This is a genomic window from Streptomyces sp. NPDC059679 (assembly GCF_042734105.1).
GTDB lineage: Bacteria > Actinomycetota > Actinomycetes > Streptomycetales > Streptomycetaceae > Streptomyces.
Genome location: NZ_JBHWES010000005.1, coordinates 120,320 through 141,798 on the forward strand (window position 1 = coordinate 120,320; position 21,479 = coordinate 141,798).

The following is a 21,479-nucleotide window of genomic DNA, read 5'->3' on the forward strand; positions in this document are numbered from 1 at the left end:
ACACCTCTCAGATCTGGACGCCCTTGGACCGGAGATAGGCGAGCGGGTTGACATCCGAGCCGTAGTCGGGGCCGGTGCGCACCTCGAAGTGCACATGCGGTCCGGTCACGTTGCCGGTCGCCCCGGACCGGCCGATCTGCTGGCCGGCGGACACCGTCTGGCCGACGTGGACGGTCAGTGCCGACATGTGCGCGTACTGGCTGTACATGCCGTCGGGGTGGCGCAGCACGACCTGGTAGCCGTACGCACCGCCCCAGCCCGCGGCGACCACCTCGGCCGAGCCCACGGCGCGCACCTGGGTGCCGGTGGCGACGGGGAAGTCGACCCCGGTGTGGTGGCCGCTGGACCAGTTGCTGCCGGAGATGCCGTAGGCGGTGCCGACGGCGTGGCTGGCGACGGGCGAGGTGAAGGATGCCGACGAGGAGGACGAGTGCGCCGCCGAGCCGGACTTCTTCTTGGCGCGCTCGCGGGCCTTGTTGGCCTGCTCGACTCGCTGCTTGGCCGCCTGCTCGGCGCGCTGCTTGGCCTGTTCGGCCTGTTCGGAGCGGTGCTTGCCCTGGTCCGTGCGCTCGGGTTGGGGGTGGGTCTGGCGCGGCTGCGTGGCGGGGGACCGGCTTGTGTCGAGGGCGAGTTTCTGGCCGGGGTAGATCAGGTCCGGGTCGCCGCCGATGACGCGGCGGTTGGCCTCGTAGAGCCGCTGCCAGCCGCCGTCCACATCCCGTGCGTCGGCTATCCGGGACAGGGTGTCGCCGCCGACCACCGTGTACGAGGAGCCGGAGGGTCTGGTGGCTGCCGCGCTCTGGTCGACGGCCTTGGTGGTGGCCTTGGGCGCGGCTTCCGGAGCGGACTCGGTCTTGGGAGTGGCCTTGGGGGTGGCTTTCGGAGTCGCTTTGGGGGCGGCCTTGGGGGCGGTCTGGGTCTGGGCGCGGCCGCTCGCGGTGCCGGGGGTGACATCCGCGGGCCGGCCGCCGCGGGTCAGCCCCGCCTTGACCGAGCAGACCGGCCAGGCGCCGGGGCCCTGGGCGTCGAGGACCTTCTCGGCGATGGCTATCTGCTGGTCCTTGGAGGCCAGATCGGCCCGGGGAGCGAAGGACGTCCCGCCGTACGCCTGCCAGGTGGACTGTGAGAACTGGAGGCCGCCGTAGTAGCCGTTCCCGGTGTTGATGCTCCAGTTGTCGGTGGACTCACACTCCGCCACCTTGTCCCAGGTGTCGACGGAGGCGGCGTTCGCCTGGCCGACGCCTATGAGGGGCAGTGCCACGCCGGCGCCGCCCGCGGTGAACGCGAGCGAGGCGCGGGAGACGCGGCGGGGCCGAGGCCGTCGGTGACGTCCGCGTGCAGCCATTGAGCTCATCCTCTCCTGACGCCTGCGAGGTGAGCTGTCGGGTTCGGGCGGGAGCTGCCCGGCCGCGCCGTTCCCGGTGCCCCCGGCACCGTGGCGCGACTTCACCCCTAGCCGTCCCGCCCGACACAGCGCGGCACGGCGCCTACCTGGTTCCCCCGCTCCTGCCGTGACAGGTCGTCGTGTCACTCCTCCGCCACGGCAGGACTCGGCGCTCCGGCGAGGGAGAGACCCGTGCATGGAATGCGCCGGGTGCGGCACAGTAAACACATGGTTTAGGTCACGACAAGGTCTCGACGGACCTGTGTCCGGAAATCGATCACGGTGATGATGAACTGTGATCCGCGTCACCACTTTGCGGATGGGGTGATTGTGACACGGAATCCGCAATGCCGAATTACCCCTGTTATGTGATTAATGCCGCCGCAGACATAAGGACGCCGACCGGGGGAAGAGGAGTCGAAGGGGAATGGACGGGGAAAGTCGGGGCACTCGGCGCGGCGGCTGACGAGCCGCCGGATGCCCGACCCACAGGAGGTTGCCCATGGCTCAGCGGTACGGCGGGACGCCCGCGAGGCGTCGACCGCCGGTCTTATCCGTATCCGTACTGGTCATCGGCGCGCTGGCCGCGGTCACCGCCTGCGGCGCCGACGAGGACTCCGGGGCGCCCGCGCCGCCCGGCGCCGCGGGTGCGTCACATTCGGCCGCGAGCGCCGGCCGGCCCGGCGCCGCCGAACCCGGCGGGCGCGCGCATGACTCCGGCCGGGCCTCGACCCCCGCGAAGGCGCCGAGCGCGGCCAAGCCGTCCGTCGCCACCGAGGGTGCCTCCGGTGCCCCGCCCGCCGCGCGCCGCATCTGCGCCCGGGATCAGCTGAAACTGTCCGTCGGCCGGATGGATATCGGCGCGGGCAATGTCTATGTTCCCCTGGCCTTCACCAATACCGGTGAGGCCAGTTGCACGCTGACGGGCTTTCCGGGCGTTTCCCTGCTCGACACCCCCGGCACGGCTATCGGCGACCCCGCCGCCCGCCGAGGACCGGCGCGGCCCACGGTCGTCCTGAAACCTGGCGACAGCGCCTACGCGAGTCTGCACACCCTCAACAAAGGCCTGTCCGACAAGCCCTGTTGGCGGACCGCGTCCGAAATTCGCGCCTACCCGCCGGACTCCTACCGCTCCATGAAGACGTCGGCGCGCTCCCTCCAGGTCTGCGGTGAAGTATTCGAAGTCACCGCCCTCGAGCCGGGCTCCCAGCCCTGACCCGGAGCGCCACGGCCGGGCGCGGAACCGCAGCCCCCGCCCGTGCCCGACCGGACGCGCCGGAAATGAATTGGCCGGGAAGCGCGGCCACCTGACGCCCCCGGGTGTCCCAAAATCTTGATGGGCCCGACACCCACTGGCCCCTTTCGCCCTTCCGCAATCATTATCGGGTGGGCCACCATGTGAAGAGGCCTCGCCTGAGCCGGCGCGGAGCGTCTAGAGGGGACGATGTCATGGAGCGAGCGGCCACGGGGGTCGAGACGGAGTTGGTGGACCTCTCGGGAACAACGCTCGAAGAACTGGGCGACAGTGAGGAGTTCACTGTCGCGACCCAGCGGTTGCTCGATCTCGTACAGTGCCCGCCGACACTCGCGAACGCGGCTTCGTCGGGAGCCGGCTGTTGATGGAATCCCGGCGTGGAACGACAGCATTCACCCCACCAAGAAAGGCGGCCATGCCGGCGGACTATTCAGCTGGCCCTCCCTCCCCTCTCCCGACCCCGCACCGCAGCCGCCCGCCCGCCGCGCCCCCGATGAGCCGCCACCACCGACTGTCCACCGTGTGCTTCAAGGAGTTGGCGCACGGCGGTGGGGGAGTGTCCGCGATCGCCGAGTTACGGGCGGGCCAGCGCAGCCGTCTCATGCTTCTGCTACGCGCGTTGACCGACCTCGCCTCCTCCCACCCTCGGATCCCAGGGCCGCTGCCCGCGCCGCGGGTGGCGTGGGAGCTGCTGATAGAGGCCGAGCGGCGCAGCCCGCCGAGCGTGGCGCACCTGCTGCTGCACCCCCAGGTCGGCGCCTGGCTCAGCCGCTGTCTGCGCAGGCTGCGCGGTGTCGCGGAGGAAGCCGGGACGGAGGCCGACGAGGTCCCGCTGTGGCTGGAAACCGGCTATCTGCATAGCGTGGCCGCCTCGGCGGCCCTCCTCGCGGGGATCGACTTCCGGATCGTGGTCGGAGTCCGCGACGGCGGGGTGATGCTGCCGGCACTGGGCTTCGTCGACCTGGCGGGCTGTGACTCTCCCGTTGCCGAGATCGTCGCCGACGGCTCGGGCGGCCGAGCCTTGCGGGCCGGCCCGCACACGGTGCCGCTGCCTTCCGACCTCACCCGGGACGCCAAGGGCTGGCACCCCCTGAGACGGCTCCACGGCCGGCACCCCGTCCACCCCTGCTCGCCCTACCTGGATGACGTAGATCCTTACCGGGACTTTCTGCGCCCCGCCGGACCCGCGCGGCTGAGCGAACCGGAGGCCCGGGGGTGGCAGGAAGACTTCGACAGCGCCTGGGCGCTCGTAGCCGGGCAGAGCAATGTGGATCCGGCCGGTGTGGCCGACTGTCTGATCTCCGTCGTCCCCGTGCGATACCCCGCGCGGACGGAACCTTTCAGCGCATCGTCGCCCGAGGCCTACGGCTGCGTGCTGCTCAATCCTCCGACCGATTCGGCCACCCTCGCCGCATCGTTGATCCACGAAGCCCAGCACGTCAAACTCGGCGCGCTGTTGGACCTGGTGCCCCTGCTGCATGGAGGCATGGAGGAGATCCACTACGCGCCCTGGCGCGTGGATCCCCGCCCGCTGCGCGGCCTGCTGCACGGCGTGTACGCGTTCTTGGGCGTCACGGCTTTCTGGCAGGCCCACCGGCTTGCCGTACTGGACGAGACCACGCCGAGCGCGGACTTCGAGTTCGCGCTGCGGCGTGCGCAGACCTCGCACGGGCTCCGGACGCTACGCACCCACGCGGAGCTCACCGCCCTGGGCGACCGATTTCTGCGGGGGATCGAGGACCGGCTGGCCGCGTGGCTCACTGAGCCTGTGCCGGAGGTTCCGCTGCGCGCCGCCGAAGACCTCAACCTCGATCACCGGCTGCTCTACCGCCTGCATCATCTGTCTGTGGACCCCGGCCGGACCGGGCAGTGGGCGCAGGCATGGCGGCTGGGCCGGTCCGCACCGGACACCCTTCCCCCGACCGTGCTGTGCGCCTCCCGGACGGTGGTGTCGGCGCGCCCGGCCCTGATCCGGCTGCGCCTGCGCGACCCGGACGGCTTCGCCCTGCTGCGGGAGAAGCCGGAGGAGCGCCCCTTCGACGGTGCGGACGCCCCGCCCCGGGCCGACCTCGACTGGGCCGCCGGGGACACGGCGGCCGCGCTGCGCGGCTACCGCGATCGTCTGGCCGAGCGCCCCGACGATCTCCCGGCATGGTCGGGGCTGGCCCTGGCCATGCCCCCTGGCCCAGCCAGGGAGGCGCTGGTGGACTGCCCGGAAGTCGTGCTCGCGGTGCACCGGGCACTGCGCGCCCCGGTCTACGGCGGCCCCGACCCGGTGGCTCTCGCCCACTGGATCGGGACCCGCCGCTGAACGCCGGGGCGTCGCGTCAGAACGTGTACGCCTCCAGGTCGCAGTCCGCGCGGATGCCACGGGCCGCCGCGATGGTGGCCGGGTGCTGGGCGCCCAGCACCCGTCGGAACCGCTCCAGGGCGTCGTTGTGCAGCTCCTCCGCCGACCGGCTCTCACCCAGGGCGCGCAGGTCCGCCGACAGATTGACCGCACAGGCCAGCGTGGTGGGGTGGTCCTCGCCCAGCCGCTCCCGGCAGGCGGCAAGACTGTCGGTGTCCAGGCTGTGCGCCTCTTCGTAGTCCGCCAGCGTGTAGAGATCGCTGGCCAGGTTGATGGCGCAGGTGAGGGTCGAGGGGTGGTCGGCCCCGAGCGTCTCGACGAAGACCGGCAGTGTCTCTCTGTTGAGCGCCAGCGCCTCGTCGGTCTCGCCCAGCAGCCGGAGCGTGACGGCCAGGTTGGTCGCCGCGCTCGAGGTGTAGGGATGCCGGGGGCCGAGGATGACCCGCAGATCCTCCAGGGACTTTCGCCCGAGGTCCCGGGCGCCGGCCAGATCGGCGTTCTGCCGCAGATCCATGGAGAGGTTCATCTCCGCCGTGGTGATGTCCAGGTTGGGCTCGATATAGCGCAGCCGGTAGCTGTCCAGGGCCTGCCGGGTCAGCTCGATCGCTCCCTCGTGATCGCCCGCCTTGCGACGGGCCACGGCCAGGGTGCGCATCGCGGCCACGAACACGGGTGCGTTCGGCGGCACGCTGCGCAGCGCGAGAGTGAAGGTCTCCTCCTGCATGGCGCGGGCGGCGTGGTACTGGCCCTTGCCGCGGGCATCGCTGGAGAGGTGGGTGGCGAGCAGGATCGCGGTCAGGGAGTCCTCCCCGAGGACGATGGCCGCCGTGTCGCGCGCGGACTGGTGGATCTCCTGGGCGAGCACGAAGTCGCCGACGGCGCGGAGCGCCAGACCATAGTCGTTCGCGGCGGCCAGCGTGTACGGGTCCTCCTCGCCGAAGACGCGCAGGGCCCTGGTCCATCGGTCGTTCTCCAACTCGACGGATCTGGCGTAATCCCCCTGGAGCCGGGCGCTGTTGGCGACCGCGCCCATGGTCGCGATGGTGTCCTCGTGGTTCTCGCCCGCTTGTGGATGGGCGCGCAGCAACTCCAGGACCCGGTCGTTGAGCTGTCGGGCCTCCTCATAGTGGCCGAGCGCGGTCAGCGCGTGGCCGAGAGTCCGGGACGCGGTCAGCGTCTCCAAGCTGTCCTCGCCCAGCGACTGGCGCCAGGTCTCCACCACCTGCGTGCCGAACTCGCGGGCACCTTGGTGATCCCCCCAGGCGAACAGGAAACTGATCAGGTTGCGCACCATCTGCCGCACCCATTTGTCGTCGCACTCCATCGCGCGTGAGGCGCGGACGTGCGACAAGAGGTCGGCATAGCGCGGCCAGTTGGTGGGGGCTACGTCGTTGGGGTCGCCATAAGCGAGCAGAACGTGGGCGCTGTGCCGCATATCCGCCTGCTGCTGTGGGGACATCTGGCCCATCAGCACCGCCTGCACCAGTCGGTGCATTTCGATGGTGTTGTTCCGGTGATTGATTTTGATCAGCGCATAGCGATTGATCTCGCGGATCGCATGACCGAGCTTGATCGGGTCCTGAAGCACTTCTGAGAGTTCGGGGGAGAGGGAGACTCCCCGGACCCCGGAGAACAGCCGCCGCGAGATCGGCTCCGGCGCGAAGAAGGAGCACACCTGCAGCAGTTGCAGGGCTCCGGGATGATGCTCCGCGAGCCGCCTCAGGGACATGTTCCAGGCCGCCGCGACCGGTTCGGGATAGTCGACCGGGACACCTTGGGCCAGCAACTCGGCGCGCCGGGTGCTGACATCCGCCCGCTCGTCCTCGAAGACGTGCAGATACTCGTCGACCGGCATACCCGTCTCGGTCAGCCATGCGGCCGCCTGCTCGATCGCCAGCGGCAGATCGCCCAGCGCCTCGGCCACCCGGCCGGCCTGCTCGTCCGGTAGCTCCGGGCCTCGGCGCCGCAGCAGCTCGATGCTCTCCGCACGGTCGAAGACATCCACCTCGACCGTGCGGGCGGCCCGGGACCACTGGGCGTTGCGGGAGGTCACCAGGATGCGGCCGGGGCCGCCGTTGGGGAAGAAGGGCCGTACCGTATCCAGTTCTTCCGCGTTGTCGAAGACCAGGAGCCAGTCGCGGCAGGGGCGGCCGGTGCGCAGCGCCTCCAGCACGCTGGGCACGGCCACATTCGACTCCAGGCCGACCTGCAGCCCCAGCCGGTCCGCCAGCTGCACCAGCGCCTGGCGGATCTGCTCCGGGCGCTCGGCCGGGATCCACCACACCGCGTCGTAGTCGGAGGCGTGCTGGTGCACGTACTCCAGGGCGATCTGCGACTTGCCCACGCCGCCGAGCCCGTGCAGGGCCTCGGGGAGCACGGCGGCCGTGCCCTCGCTGCTCAGACGCTCGTGCAAGGTGTCGAGCAACGCTTGTCGCCCGGTGAAGTTGTTGTTCCGGGGCGGGACGTTCCCCCAGATGGCCGGGGGATCCCCGGCGCGGCGCTCCTCCACGGCGGGCAGGGACCGGGCAGCGGTCACGGGCACAAAACTTCCTCTCTGGTGCTCACCCGCCGCGCCCGGCGTGCCGTGCGCCGACGGGGGTGATTCGTCCTTTGCGGAGGACGACTTGGATCGGGACGAAAAGGAGTCAGTCACGGCAACCGCCTCGGGGGTCGAGCTTCCCCCATTGGGGTGATTTTCCCCATTCGGTGGGTCTTCAACTGGATTGTGTCGGTGTTCCCCCGACCGGCCGAGCGCCTGGTGCGCAAGCACGCGCGCGTGGAACGTCCGCGCGCCCTCCAGGTAGGGACCGGAGAGCGCCTGGTAGACCTGTTCCTGTACGCGCATGTAGGGCAGCAGCCGCTCGGTCTCGGGAAGGTCGGGCAGCGCCTCCGAGGGGTGGTTGAGCGCGTCCCGCAGTACGTGCAGGGGTTTCCAGCGGCGGCCGAGCCGGTCCAGGACGCTGCGCAGGATGTACAGCGACTCGTCGCGCATCCCGGCGGACAGCAGTAACTCCCGTACCCCCTGGTGGAATTCGTAGCCGACCCCGGTCTCGTCCATCGGGTCGGTCGCGCCGACCTTGCGCAGCAGTCCGCCCAGCAGGATCTCGGCGAGATCGCCGGGGCTGCCCTGCGGCTCGTGCATGCCCTGGACGAACTCCATCACCGGAATGTTCAGCGGCGCCGCCGCCAGCCGGGAGGCCAGCTTGAAGGCGCTCGGCGACGCGGTGGCGCGGAAGCGGAAGACGCGGTCCCGGGCGGTGGGTTCCGGCTCCCGCTCCCAGCGCTCGGCCGGTACCCCCGGCAGCAGCGCGAGCGTGTGGCGGCCGCGCGTGGACGGCCGGGTCACCAGCTGCGCCCAGCGGTGCAGCCATCGTGCTTCGAGCTCCAGCACCGGGACCGGCGGCTCGCCTCTGGGCCAGGGGGTGCCGTCGGCGCTCTGCCAGGTGGCGTTGGGCGCGCCCGGCTCCGGCACGCGCACCCGCACGCGCTCGGGCATCAGCCCCGTGTGATGCCAGCGGCTTTGATTCAACGTGTGCAGGACGGCGACCGTGGCGTACCGCGCCCAGCGCGCCAGTGCCAGCTTGCCCGTCTCGTCACCCCACGCCGCGCCGATGCCGTCGGTCAGAACCAGCACGGTCCGCCTGCCGCGGGGCGCGATGCCGTCCACCGGCGAGCGCCCGCCGTCCCGTCCGCCCTGTCTGCCCTGTCTCGGGGCTGCCCCGTCGTGGTGGCCCGCCGGGTCCGCGGGGAGCGGATGGTCGAAGTTGATCCGCTGCACGCGGACCGTACGGAACGCGCCGGTGCGCTCGAGGACGGTCACCAACTGGCTGATCGTCTGCCGCCACACCACCATGGAGCTGCTGCTGTCCACGACCAGGACCACGTCCATCCAGCGCTCCCGCACCGGCACGCAACTGGGCAGCCACAGCCCGTCGCGCGCCGCCCGCTCGGCCGTGGTCTCCTCGTCGATCTCGACCTCGACCGGCGAGGGCGCGGTGCGACGCAGCGGCCGGAGCGCTCGGGACAGGGCGCGCTCGGCTGTCGGTGGTGAGACGGGGGCGAGCCGGGGGACGGGGGTGACGATATCGGCGGCGATCGCCTGCCCCGGGGTCTCGCCGGACGGGGCCGGGACGCCGACGAGCTCCACGGGACGCGGTGCGGACAGGACCAGGTCGCCCTCGGGCTCCCGCTCCTCGTCCTCACCGCCGGTCGGCGAACTCTGCGGCGGGTCCAGAGCGCGGGCCGGATCCTGCGCGGGGGGCGCGGCCGAGGGCGGGGCTGGGGCGGGGCGGCCGGCCTCGTGATCGGTCTCCGCGCTGCAGATCGCGAGCCATAACGCGTCGGCGAGCTGCTGCCAGTCGAGGTCCGGCCGACGGTGCTCAGAGGACCTGCCGCCTGGGTCCTGTGTCATGTCGGTCCTGCTGCATCCAGCCGGTGCCAGACGGCGTGCAGTAGCTCCTCCCACTCGGGACCCGGACGATGGGCCTGAGACGTCACCAGATACACCGCGTTGAGCAACTGGTCGGCCGCCAGCCCGCCTTCGAGGCGGCTGCGTTCAAGGAACATCTGGATGAGTTCCAGGGCGCGCGGATCGTCCGCCCGGCCCAGGTGTGCGGCCACGATCGCGGCGAGCCGGTCGGCGTCCGGGTCGGGCAGCCGCAGTTGCAGACAGCGGCGGAGAAAAGCGGGCGGGAATTCCCGCTCGTCGTTGCTGGTGATGACGACGATGGGGAAGGCGCGGCAGCGCACCCGGCCGGAGGCGATGACGGCGCTACGGTCGGGGTCGTCGGTGAGCACCCGGACGGCGGGGCTGCGGCTGCGGATTCGCACCAGTTCGGGAATGGCGTATTCGCCGGCCTCGAAAATGTCGAGGAGGTCATTGGGCAGATCGATATCGCTTTTGTCGAATTCGTCGATGAGCAGGACGCGGGGCAGCCGGTGCGGCAGCATCGCCGTGCCCAGCGGGCCGAGTTGGAGAAAGCCCCCGATGTCCTCAGGCCCGGGCTCGGGGTGATCCTGGTCCGCCGCCTGCCCGGCCGCCGCGGCGTGAACCCGGCCGACCGCGTCGTACTCGTACAGGCCCGACCGCAAGGTGGCGCGGGTGGTGATCGGCCAGCGCAGTACGCGGCCGAGCCCCAGCTCCCTGCTGATGCGGTACGCCAGCGTGGACTTGCCCGTCCCCGGGCGGCCCGTGACCAGAAGGGGACGGCGCAAAATCAGCGCCGCGTTGACGACATCCGCCTCTTCCGGGTCCGACCGCATCCCCAGGGGAGCGGCGCCGAGCCGCCGGGCGGCGTCCTGCTCGTCCTCGGGCGGCGCGGGCGGCTCGGTGGGCGCCTCGCCTTCTCCGTTCTCTAACAGCTCGCTCGTGGACGCCCGTTCCTCGGCCTCGATGCCGTCGGCGGGGCCCGCGGAGACGCCGTCGAAGGTGCGCCACGGTGGGGGCGGCGGAAGGATCTCTTCCAGGCTGACGTCGTGCAAGGGACGTCCGGTGCCCTGATAGATCCACCATGGGCGGGGGATGCCCGATGACGTCGGGCCGACGCGGGACGTAGCGCCCGGATCACCGCCTGCGTGACCGTTCTGCCGCTTCGTAGGCCCTGCGTCGGTCATCGACTGCCCACCCCCTCGTCCGGCCCCGCCACTCGCCCTTGCGTCCCTACGGGACGGGTCGGGTCGTCCCAAACGAGCATGACATGTTGACCAAGGTGCTGTTCCCGCTCCGCGGATCCAATCCCTTGGGCCTCCAACCGCAACTCTGTCACGGCTTCGCGGAGCCGTGCCAGGTCCCCGTTGGCCTCGACGGGTTTTTGTCTCAACTGATGGACCAGGTGCGGGTCTCGCGGATGGCGCCGATCCCAAATGACGACGGGGACGCCCGCCCGCCATGCCGCGGAGGCCTGCCGGTTTCCCTCCTGGCTCACGCCCGGCGGCGCGTTCAGCACCAGGGCGAACACATGCTGGTCGGCGTTGAGCCGGGCCATCAGGGCGCTCGGGTCACCGGAGTGCGGACTGTCCTGATCCGGCCCGTCGACGACGAGCTGCCGGGACCGCTCCGGCTGGGAGCTGAAGGTCTGCCAGCGCTTCTTCCAAGGGCGGTACCAGTGCCTCTTCTGGCTGCGCTCCAGGCTCCGTACGACCACCGGGTAACTTGAGCACAGCGGGGTGGCGAAGTCGCTGTCCAGCTCATCGCGCCACATATGCACCGGCAGATGGAGGTCCTCGGCGCTCAGGACGAACTCCAGGTGGATACTGCGGGCGTCCTCCCACTCCACCACGGCCTCGTGCACCAGGTCCTGTACGGCGCGCTCGGCCGTGGCGGCCGTGACGTTGCTGGCCGGGCCGCGGACCGGATACCAGCCTGTCGGGTCGTAGGCGTGCCACGAGGAGAGCTCGTACCGGCCGGGCTCGTCCTGCGGCAGCAGCTGGATCACCAGATAGGCGTCGATCGACTCGGCGGGGGCGGCGTGTCCCACCTGCTGCCGCAGCGACCTCAGCTGCGAGGTCAGCGACAGCCCGCGCGCCCGCTCGTCCGCCCAGCTCCGCAGGCGGTCGGCCAGCTCCAGCGGCCGGGCGGAGGCGGCCAGGTACTCCACCAGGGCCAGGCCCGGCGGCAGGCCGTCCGGCCGCGCGTTCATCCGGCTCAGGGTCTCGAAGGCGTGCCACGGGCCGGTGACCGGCGGTACGTCCTGCAGCGGCCCCGCCGCGCCCCGGCACAGCCGCGCCAGATGCGCGACCTCAAGCCCCTCCAGCAGCGAGCACAGCCGCTCGGTGGCGTCCGGGGGCAGCGCCGGACGGGCTGTCATCTGCTCCATCACCGAGTCGAGTTGATCCATGGCGGTCGCGTCAGACGGCGCCAGGATCGCCAGGGACTCGCGCAGCGCCCACATGGCGCGCTCGTTGTCCAGACATTCCTTGGCCAGCTCCACTAAGAAGTAGTCGGCCACCCGGTGGTTGCGGACGGGCAGAGCCGCGTCCAGCTCCCTGGCGACCAGTTCCAGACACAGCGCACGAGAGTCCGGATCCATCAGACACCTGAACTCCCTCAGCGCCGTGACGAGATGGTTGACCGATTTCAGGCCGCCTTCCCCCGTGGCCGCCATGCATGACCTCCCGCGCCCCCATCACCGGTCCCCGCCGCCGGTGATCTATGCCGGAGACCCTGCCACAGGCGGTCCCCGCCCGGCCCGGACTCCGGACCAACTTGTATGCCCGGAACTCTTCATCTGACACCCCGTGAGGCGCCGGAGTCGCGCCCGTCACAGCGTGGCGCCCGGTACCGTGGCACCTCGCCGGGGCTGCCAGACGGTCACCTGAGGCCGATCTGAGACAGGCGCGCGATCAGCTCCGCGGTGGCCGGGGCGTCCGGCGCGATGACCTCAAGGACGTCCGCCAGGTCGTCCCACGCACCATACGCCTCACAGGTGCGCAGCAGGGCCAGGGCCTCGGCCCGGCTCGCCGACTGCCTGGCCACCTGTGTGCCGACGCCCGGCAGTTCGTCCAGCAGCTGCTGCCAGCTGGCCGGGGAGGACAGCCCGGGGACGGCGAGCAACAGGTCGGTCAGCTCGCCCAGTTCGCGGATCCTCAGCTTGCGGGGGGCGGCGGGGCGTGGCGTGGTGGTCACGGTGGTCGGCTTCGCGGTGGTCGGCCTCGTGGCGACCGTGGGCAGTCGGCGGAGGAGTTCGAAGGCGAACGCCGCCGCGTGCCGGGAGGCCACGGGCTGCCAGTGCTCGTCGTGCGCCTCGTCCTTGTCGGCGAGCAGATCGGAGATGCCGCGGATCACCAGGGCGTCGACCTGCCGGTTGACATACGCGCCCGCCAGGAAGCCGAAGCCCTCCATGTCCACCGCCACCGCGTCGCCCGCGCCCGCCGTGAGCCGGCGGCCGACCTCCGAGCGCTGGTGCGCCACCACCCGGCCGCCCGCCGCGATGGGCTTGACATGGGCCCTCGGGCGCGGCGCGGCGTCGCCCCCGGCGGGCCGGATTGCGCGCTGCCACTTGTCGTCGACCGCGACCATCCTGGCCAGCTGGACCAGGTCGTACGTCGACTGATGGGTCTTCTGGCGGGGCAGAAAGGCATCCTCGGTGTCCTTGCCGGTCTCGTAGTCGTACACCGCCTCCGCGGCCACCACATCCCCCAGACCCACGTCCTTGCGGCCGCCCGCCACCCCGACGAACAGCAGGGTCCGCGGGGCGAAGAGCGCCGAGGCCCGCTCCACCAGGGCCGCGGCGCCCGGGTTCCCCGGGCCCGTCATATGGATCGCGACCGAGGTGCCGGGGCGGCCGGCCTCGCGGAAGACGCCCACCTCGAACAGGGATCCCCGCTCGGCCGCCACGGTGCGCAGCTCCTCCAGATGCGCCCGTACGGCCCGGTACTCCACCTCGAGCGCGGTGAGGATGACCGCCTCCGCCCGCGCGCCGCCCTCCGGACCCCCGTCCCCGTCAGACCACACCTTGTCCCCCTAGGTCGCGCATGTCCAAGCGGTCCCATGGTGTCAGGTGGTGTCAGGGCCGGTGCAGATCCGCGTACAGCACGATTTGCACCGTCAACACCGCGATCAGCAGGGTTTCGGCCACCGAGATCGCGACGAGCGGTGCCTTGGCCGGGCCGCTGGTCCAGTAGACGATCAGGGCGGCGATCGGCGCCACGGCGAAGAGCAGCAGGTCGGCGGCGAGTTGCAGCCGCTTTCGGGAGATCCGGCGGCGGTCGTCGCGGTGGGCCGTTTCCCAGCCGAAGACCCGCGTCCGGTCGGGGGCCAGCGTGGCCAGCCGCGGGTCGAGGTCCTGGCGTATATAGCGGCCGATGGCCGAGATCTTTTCGTCGTTGACCAGATAGGTCCAGCCCAGCAGCACCGAGGCCGGGGGCAGCAGCAGAAGCAGTTCGGGCCGGCCGCCGCCTTGCAGCGAGAAGGTGATGATGGCCGCCATGGAGGCGAGCGTCGCGTAGAGCAGATTGTCCCGGAACCCGATACGTGCCCGCTGTTCCTCCTTCACCTGCTCGTATTCCACGATGAGCAGCCTGCCGACGACGGCTTCCTCGTCCCGTGACACACATCCCCCTCGACGAGCTCTCGCGCCCTGATGCCCCGGACCACCGAGCGTAACCGCAGACGGCCGACGGCAGCGCATAGATTTGCCATGCACCGACGGAACGACGAAGGCGAGTTGCACCGATGAGTCTGTACGACATTCCCCTGCACACCCTCTCCGGCGAGCCCACCACCCTCGGCGCGCACCAGGACACGGCGCTGCTGCTGGTCAACGTGGCCTCCAAGTGCGGGCTGACCCCGCAGTACGAGGGCCTGGAGCGGCTGCAGCAGCGCTACGCGGAGCGCGGCTTCACCGTGCTGGGCTTCCCCTGCAACCAGTTCGCCGGTCAGGAGCCCGGGAGCAGCGAGGAGATCCAGACGTTCTGCTCGACCACGTACGGGGTCTCCTTCCCGCTGATGGAGAAGATCGAGGTCAACGGCGAGGGGCGGCATCCGCTGTACGCCGAGCTGACGAAGACCGAGGACGAGGCGGGCGAGGCGGGCGACGTCCAGTGGAACTTCGAGAAGTTCCTGGTCTCGCCGGGCGGTGAGGTCGTGGCCAGGTTCCGGCCGCGCACCGAGCCGGAGGCGGCGGAGGTCGTCGCGGCGATCGAGGCGCAGCTGCCCCGCTGAGCCCCGGAGGCCGGGCAACCACCGCACACCGGGCGAACGCCCCCTCACGGGCGAACGACCCCTCACCGGCCCGCGAGGAAACCCACCCTCGCGGGTCGGCCGCGTATGTGCTTCCTCAGAACCTGCTCAAACCCGTGGCCTGCGCGTTCTCGGTGGCCCGTGGCGCAAGTAGGCTCATCGCGGCACCAGCACACGTACGGGGGTACACGCGGTGGGACTCGGGGATTTCATACCTGATCCGGTGCAGCGCTTCGTCGATGACCAGGTCGAGAACGTCGGCGAGGCCATCGACGGGGCGGGCGACTTCACCGCCGACCGGCTGGACGACATGGGCTGGTCCGGCGGCGCCGACTGGCTCCGGCGCACGTCCGACTCGGCCGCGAACGCGCTGGGCGCGGACGTCGAGGAGATGGGTCTTGACCAGACCGAGGACCCCAAGCAACTCGTCCACGGCAGCCCCGACAAGCTGCGGGCCACGGCCGACCACCTGACCACCTTCGAGAACGCCTTCAACGACGTCGGCAAGGGGCTCCAAGGCGTCGGCCCCGACGCCCTCGACACCTTGAAGGGACGGTCCGTCGCGGCCTTCACCCGGCAGGTGTCCGCCGAGCCGAAGAAGTGGTACGTCGCGGCCGATGCCTGCGGAAAGGCGGCCGCGGCGCTGCGCGAGTTCGCCGAGACGGTGGAGTGGGCCCAGAAGCAGGCGGACGACGCCGTCCGCACCTACCGCAGGGGCAGGAAGGCGTCCGAGGCGGCCCGCGATGCCCAGCACGTCGAGACGTCTGCCGACCAAGCCCAGCCGTCCGCCGGTCACGGCCCCGGCAGCGCCGATATCGAGGCGGCCAAGGACATCCTCGGCGAGGCGCGGCGGCAGCGGGACACGGCACACCTCACCGCTCAGCGGGCGGTGGCAACGGCGCGCGACAAGGCCCCGCGTAAACCCTCGTACCTCCGGCGGGCGGCGGACGGGGTGGACGGGCTGCGGCTGGACGGGAGCCACTTCGTCGGCGGCGTGGTCAAGGGCACGGCGGGCCTTGTGAACTTCGTCCGCTCCCTGGACCCCCTGGACCCCTACAACCTCACCCACCCCGCCGAATACGCCACCCGCCTCAATGACACCGCCGCCGGTCTGCTCCGGATGGCGAACGACCCGAACACGGCGCTCAAGGCCATGTGGGACTCCTTCGAGAAGGACCCCGCGGAGGGCCTGGGGAGACTGGTGCCCGAACTGGTCGGCACCAAGGGTCTCGGGGGTGTGCGATCGCTCGCCACCGCCGGCAAGGACCTCGCCAGGATCGCCGAACGGGTGCCGAGCAGGGGCTGGAAACCCAGCAGCTGGAAGTGGAAGTCCGGCGGCCACGCACAGCTCAAGAAGGACGGCGCCGCAGCGCACAGCGTCCCCGACCACGCCAAGACTCACGGCTACACCGACCCGGTGGACCTGGCCACCGGGAAGATGTACCTGCCGCAGACCGATGTGTCCCTGCCGGGCCTGCTGCCGCTGGTGTTCCAGCGCAGGGCCGAGTCCGGCTACCGCGCCGGGAGGTGGTTCGGCCCCTCGTGGTCGAGCACGGCCGATCAGCGCCTGGAGATCCTTGACCGGGGCGTCGTCCTCGTCGGCGCCGATGGACTGCTGCTGTCCTATCCGCACCCCGCCCCCGGTGTGCCGACGCTGCCCGGACTGGGCCCGCGGTGGCCACTGGAGCGCGCCCCCGGTGGCGACTACACCGTCACCGACCCGGACACCGGCCACGTCCGGCGCTACGCAGGACCCGAGGGCGTGCCGCCCGGCGCGGACGGCGAGGCGCCGCTGACCGAGATCTCCGACCGCAACGGTCACCGCCTCACCTTCACCTACGACACCGACGGCACCCCCACCGGCATCGTCCACGACGGCGGTTACCACCTGACGTTCGCCACCGAGGGCGGCCGGATCACCGCCCTGCGCCTGGGCGAGACCGAACTGGTCCGCTACGGTTACACCGACGGCGATCTGACCGAGGTCACCGGCTCCAGCGGCCTCCCGCTGCGCTTCGAGTACGACAGCGACCACCGGGTCATCGCCTGGGTGGACACCAACCGCCGACGCTACGAGTACGTCTACGACGAGCGTGACCGCGTCATCTCCGAGGGCGGCACCGAAGGCCATGTGTCACTCGTCATCGACTACGACGGTGTCGACCCGGACACCGGCCACCGCGTCACCGCGGTCCGCACCCCCGAGGGGCACACCACCCGCTATCTGGTCGACGACCGCTGCCGGATCGTCGCCGTCACCGACCCGCTCGGCAACACCGTCCGCACGGGGCACGACCGCCACGGCCGCCCGCTGGCCCACACCGACGCGCTCGGGCACACTACCCGTTACGCCTACGACGAGGCCGGCCGCCTGGCCCGGCTGACCACACCGGACGGTCACACCCGCACCATCGCCCGGAACCGGCTGGGGCTGCCGGTGGAGATCACCGATGCCGACGGGACGGTGTGGCGCCACACCTACGACGAGCGCGGAAACCGCACCGCCACCACGGACCCCGCAGGCCACACCACCCGGTACAGCTACGACGAGCGCGGCGCCGTGACTTCGGTGATCGACGCCCTGGGCGGGACCACCCGGGTCCGCTGCGACCCGGCCGGGCTGCCGCTGGAGATCATCGACCCGCTGGGCGCGACCACCACCTACCACCGCGACGCCTTCGGCCGCCCGACCACCGTCACCGACCCGCTCGGCGCCACCACCCGCCTGGAGTGGACGGTCGAGGGCAGGCTCGCCGCGCACACCGACCCGGGCGGCGCCCGGCAGAGCTGGCGTTACGACGGCGAGGGCAACTGCGTCGCGCACACCGATGCCCTGGGCCGGGCCACCTCGTACGAGTACACCCACTTCGACCTGATGGCCGCCCGCACCGGGCCCGACGGCGCCCGCGTCGAGTACGCCTACGACACCCGGCTGCGCCTCACCCGGGTGACCGACCCGCAGGGCCTCACCTGGACCTACGAGTACGACCCGGCGGGCCGCCCGGTGAGCGAGACCGACTTCGACGGCCGTACGTCCACCTACCGGTACGACGCCGCCGGCCGGCTCGTCTCACGCACCAACGCCCTCGGCCAGACGGTCGACTTCACCTGGGACCCCATGGGCCGGATCGTGCGCAAGGTGGCCGACGGCCGGGTCACCACCTTCGGCTGGGACCCGGCGGGCCGGCCGGCGTCGGCCGAGGGCCCGGACGCGCAACTCGCCTTCCACCGCGACCTGATGGGCCGGGTCAAGTCGGAGCTGTCCGGCGGACGGGTCCTGGCGCACACCTACGACGCGCTCGGCCGGCCCGTCCGGCGCGTCACCCCCTCCGGCGCGCTGTCCTCCTTCGCGTACGACGCCGCCGGCCACCGCACCACGCTCAAGGCCGGCGGCCACACCATCGCCTCCGCGTACGACGAGTCCGGCCGCGAGACCACCCGCCGCATCGACCGCGCCGCCACGCTCACACAGGTCTGGGACCCGGCCGGCCGGCTGGCCGAGCAGGTCCTCACCAGCCACCCCCGGCCCGCCGAAGAGGCCGCCACCGTGCAGCACCGGGAGTACACCTATCGCGCCGACGGCCATCTGACCGGAGTCGCTGACCAGCTGCGCGGCGCCCGCGGCTTCGAACTCGACCCGGCGGGCCGGGTCACGGCCGTGCGCGTGGCCGGCGGGCGGGGCGAGAGCTACGCGTACGACGAGACGGGCAACCAGACCTACGCCTCCTGGCCCGCGCCGTTCGCCTCGCACTCCGATGCCACCGGCCCCCGCACGTACACCGGCACGCGTGTCACCCGCGCGGGACGTGTCCGGTACGAGTACGACGCGGCGGGCCGGATCACCTTGCGGCAGCGCAACAGGCTGTCGCGCAAGCCGGACACCTGGCGCTACACATGGGACGCGGAGGACCGGCTGACCTCCGTCACCACCCCCGACGGCACCGTCTGGCGCTATCTCTACGACCCGCTGGGCCGGCGCACCGCCAAACAGCGGCTCGCCGCCGACGGCGAAACCGTCGTCGAGCGCGTGGACTTCGTCTGGGACGGCTCCACACTCGTCGAGCAGACCACCACCGGGCAGGCCCGGCCCGAGCCGACCACCCTCACCTGGGACCATGACGGGCTCCGCCCGGTCGCACAGACCGAGCGCGTCACCGACGACATGGGGCGTCGGGAGATCGACCGAAGATTCTTCGCCATCGTCACCGACCTGGTGGGCACGCCCCGCGAACTCCTCGACGAGAACGGCGACATCGTCGCGCGCCACCACGCCACCCTGTGGGGCGCGACCGGCCCCGGGGCGGCCGGGGAGGCGCATACGCCACTGCGCTTCCCCGGCCAGTACCACGACCCGGAAACCGGACTCCACTACAACCGGTTCCGCTACTACGACCCCGAGACCGCCCGCTACACCAGCCCCGACCCGCTCGGTCTGGCCGCCGCGCCCAACCCCGTCGCGTATGTGGCGAACCCGCACGCCTGGGTCGACCCGCTGGGGCTCTGCCCGTGTACGCCCGGCACGCGGCCGGGAGGGCGGCCGGACGGCGAGCTCGTCTTCAGCGGCCACGGCAACATCAGTCTGAACTACCTCGATCTGGGCGAAGGGGCCCAGATCACGGTCCCGAAGGGGACGAGACTCCACATGTACTGCCCCCACAGCGAGATTCTCAAGGATCCAGTGGCCAACCGCGTCGAGCTCGGCACTGAGCCGGTGGTCCCGAAATGGATCGTCGAACCGGGTGGGCGGGTCTGGAATTACTCGCTCCATCCGCCCACCGACGATCTGACGATCATGGGCAATCCGGTGACGGTGACGCAGGAGACCAGGCTCTCGGAGCTGCTGCACCCGAACATGGGCAACGTGCACTGGGCGGCGTGCCGGTCCGAAATATGGTGAGCGGGGGCCCTCGGGCCCCCGCTCGGGCGCCGGGCCCTCAGCCCCGCTCAGCGCTCCGCGGCGAACGCGACCAGCCAGGCCAGCGGGGCGTTCCAGTTGATCGCCACCTCGTTGGTCGAGTACGAGCCGATGTCGTCGATGTAGCACTTGGCCGCCGCACACCCCGGCAGCTTCTCCTGCGCCACCGGGTCCTGAAGGGCCGAGTCCGGACCGCCCGCGAGCGACCCGGCGGGCGGGTTGGGCAGCGAGGCGTCCGCTTGGTGGGCCCAGAAGCGGTGGTGCTGGTTGTGGGACGCCTGCTCGCCGTAGCCGGACACATAGGACTGGCCGAGCGCGTTGCGGCCGAGCAGATAGTCCAGCGTCTCCAGCGCCCCGTCGCGGTAGCGCCGGTGGCCGGTGAGCTCGTACGCGACGGCGATGACGGTCGCGTTGTTGCCCACCTGGCCGTTGGAGCCCCACACATAGCCGTCCTCCGGCAGCGGCACCGCGTAGCCCTGGCGGGACATGGCGCCCAGATAGCCGTCGGCGGCCGAGACAACCGAGGCGCGGACGCGCGCCCGGTCGTCGGCGGCCAGGCCGTTCGGGACGGTGGCCAGGGTGATCCGGCCGAGTGCCGCGGTGTCGGGCCAGGCGAAGCCGAGCGGGGTGAAGGCGTCGGCCGAGGTGTGGAAGGGCGAGGAGATGACCGCGTCCCGGTACGGGCTCTCCCCGGTGGTCGCGTACAGCTCGGCCGCCGCCCAGTAGAACTCGTCGTCGACCCGCGTGTCCCCGTACGCCCCGCCACCGGTGCCGTCCGAATCCGGGGCCAGCACGTTCGGGTTGGCCTTCGCCGCGGTCCAGGCGCGGCGGGCGGAGGCCAGACAGCGGGCGGCGAAGGTCTTGTCGTACGGTGCGAACACCCGGGCACACTGGGCCGCCACCGCCGCCAGGTTGAGTGTGGCCGCGGTCGACGGGGCGTGCAGCTCGCGCGGCTGGGAGTCCTGCTCGGGCCGGGTGGGCAGACCGGTCCACTGCGCGTCATGGATCTTGTGGAAGGCCATGCCCGCCCGCGGCTTGCCCTCCGGGATCTGCATCCGCATCAGGAACTCCAGCTCCCAGCGGGCCTCGTCCAGCACATCGGGGACGCGGTTGCCGCGCTCGGGCACCCGCAGCGTGGCGTCCCCGAGCGCCGACGCGTGCCCCGAGCGCTTGGCGCGCTCGAAGGAGTTCACCGTCTGCCATACCGCGATGCCGCCGTTGACCACGTACTTGCCCTGGTCACCGGCGTCGTACCAACCGCCGCGGACATCCCGGGAGTAGTCGCACACCCCGGTCTGGCACGGGACGCTCGTGTCCCCCTTGTTCGGCGCGATACCCAGGTGTCCTGCGGGCCGGGCGTATGACGCCCCCGCCAGCGACGCCTGGATCGGGATGCCGCTGCGCTGCTGGTAGAAGAAGGACATCGCGTCCGAGCGCAGCCCGTCGTACAGATCCGCGCGGATGTCGAAGGGATGGCTCGCCCGGCCGTCCACGGTGAGCGTGTAACCGGTGCCCGTGCCCTGGTACGAGGAGAAGTCGACCAGGTGCGTGGCGTCGCCCGAAGCGGTGTCGGCGCCGTGCACGGTGGTGGTGCCGGAGGCGGCCACCGCGCCCGTGGCGTCCCGCAGCTGCCAGGACAGGGCGGTGGTGGCGGTGGTGACGACGGTGGCGCGCTTGGGGCCGGAGGGCAGATATCCCAGCTGGTTGACCTGGACGGCGGAGGGCGCTGCCGCGGCGGCTGGGGTGGCCGAGGTGGCCGAGGTGGCCGGAGCGGCGATCAGCAGCAGCGCGCCGGCCAGCAGAGCGGCGGCGCCGCGGGCGCCGCGCGGACGGGGGCGAGCGGGCATGGCGGACCTTTCTGTCGCGGCCGGTATCCGGCCGGCGCGGGTGTCGGGC

At 71.5% G+C, this 21,479-nt stretch carries 11 protein-coding genes and 1 riboswitch; of the genes, 4 read left to right on the forward strand and 7 right to left on the reverse strand.

The features are described from left to right. Positions 1 to 7: 7 nt before the first annotated feature. The gene (locus tag ACFV2X_RS08540; RefSeq protein WP_385613148.1) at positions 8 to 1,345 is read right to left on the reverse strand and encodes a transglycosylase family protein; all 1,338 of its coding nucleotides are present in this window, start codon (positions 1,343 to 1,345) and stop codon (positions 8 to 10) included. Positions 1,346 to 1,350: 5 nt separating this feature from the next. After that, a riboswitch (cyclic di-AMP (ydaO/yuaA leader) is annotated at positions 1,351 to 1,532 on the reverse strand. A gap of 354 nt (positions 1,533 to 1,886) precedes the next feature. Here ACFV2X_RS08540 and ACFV2X_RS08545 point away from each other — a divergent pair. Beyond that, positions 1,887 to 2,600, forward strand: a complete 714-nt coding sequence (locus ACFV2X_RS08545; protein WP_385613151.1) for a DUF4232 domain-containing protein — start codon at positions 1,887 to 1,889, stop codon at positions 2,598 to 2,600. A gap of 532 nt (positions 2,601 to 3,132) precedes the next feature. Next, complete coding sequence (locus ACFV2X_RS08550; protein WP_385613153.1) at positions 3,133 to 4,950, forward strand: HEXXH motif domain-containing protein; 1,818 nt, start codon at positions 3,133 to 3,135, stop codon at positions 4,948 to 4,950. Positions 4,951 to 4,966: 16 nt separating this feature from the next. Here the strand turns inward: ACFV2X_RS08550 and fxsT are convergent, their stop codons facing one another. The 5 genes from fxsT to ACFV2X_RS08575 all read right to left on the reverse strand — a co-directional run bounded on the left by fxsT (position 4,967) and on the right by ACFV2X_RS08575 (position 14,039). Beyond that, positions 4,967 to 9,400, reverse strand: a complete 4,434-nt coding sequence (gene fxsT, locus ACFV2X_RS08555) for an FxSxx-COOH system tetratricopeptide repeat protein (RefSeq protein ID WP_385613155.1) — start codon at positions 9,398 to 9,400, stop codon at positions 4,967 to 4,969. Further along, complete coding sequence (locus ACFV2X_RS08560; RefSeq protein ID WP_385613157.1) at positions 9,397 to 10,602, reverse strand: AAA family ATPase; 1,206 nt, start codon at positions 10,600 to 10,602, stop codon at positions 9,397 to 9,399. The genes fxsT and ACFV2X_RS08560 overlap by 4 nt, the downstream gene beginning before the upstream one ends. Next, complete coding sequence (locus tag ACFV2X_RS08565; RefSeq protein WP_385613159.1) at positions 10,599 to 12,017, reverse strand: hypothetical protein; 1,419 nt, start codon at positions 12,015 to 12,017, stop codon at positions 10,599 to 10,601. Before ACFV2X_RS08565 ends, ACFV2X_RS08560 begins: the two co-directional genes overlap by 4 nt. Positions 12,018 to 12,298: 281 nt before the next feature. Then, positions 12,299 to 13,441: a hypothetical protein gene (locus ACFV2X_RS08570; protein WP_385613162.1), complete on the reverse strand. Its 1,143-nt coding sequence runs from the start codon at positions 13,439 to 13,441 to the stop codon at positions 12,299 to 12,301. Positions 13,442 to 13,493: 52 nt separating this feature from the next. Beyond that, positions 13,494 to 14,039 (reverse strand): hypothetical protein, encoded by a 546-nt coding sequence (locus tag ACFV2X_RS08575; protein ID WP_385613164.1) that lies wholly within the window; start codon positions 14,037 to 14,039, stop codon positions 13,494 to 13,496. 122 nt (positions 14,040 to 14,161) lie between these two features. On the opposite strand from ACFV2X_RS08575, the gene ACFV2X_RS08580 reads away from it, so the two are divergent. Together ACFV2X_RS08580 and ACFV2X_RS08585 are read left to right on the forward strand one after the other, a co-directional pair. Further along, positions 14,162 to 14,650, forward strand: coding sequence for a glutathione peroxidase (locus tag ACFV2X_RS08580; RefSeq protein ID WP_385613167.1), 489 nt, complete (start codon positions 14,162 to 14,164; stop codon positions 14,648 to 14,650). Positions 14,651 to 14,861: 211 nt separating this feature from the next. Beyond that, a complete protein-coding gene (locus ACFV2X_RS08585; RefSeq protein WP_385613169.1) occupies positions 14,862 to 19,565 on the forward strand; it encodes a putative T7SS-secreted protein in 4,704 nt (1,567 codons plus the stop codon). 47 nt (positions 19,566 to 19,612) lie between these two features. On the opposite strand, the gene ACFV2X_RS08590 is transcribed toward ACFV2X_RS08585, so the two are convergent. Next, positions 19,613 to 21,430: a glycoside hydrolase family 9 protein gene (locus ACFV2X_RS08590; RefSeq protein ID WP_385613172.1), complete on the reverse strand. Its 1,818-nt coding sequence runs from the start codon at positions 21,428 to 21,430 to the stop codon at positions 19,613 to 19,615. Positions 21,431 to 21,479 lie beyond the last annotated feature (49 nt).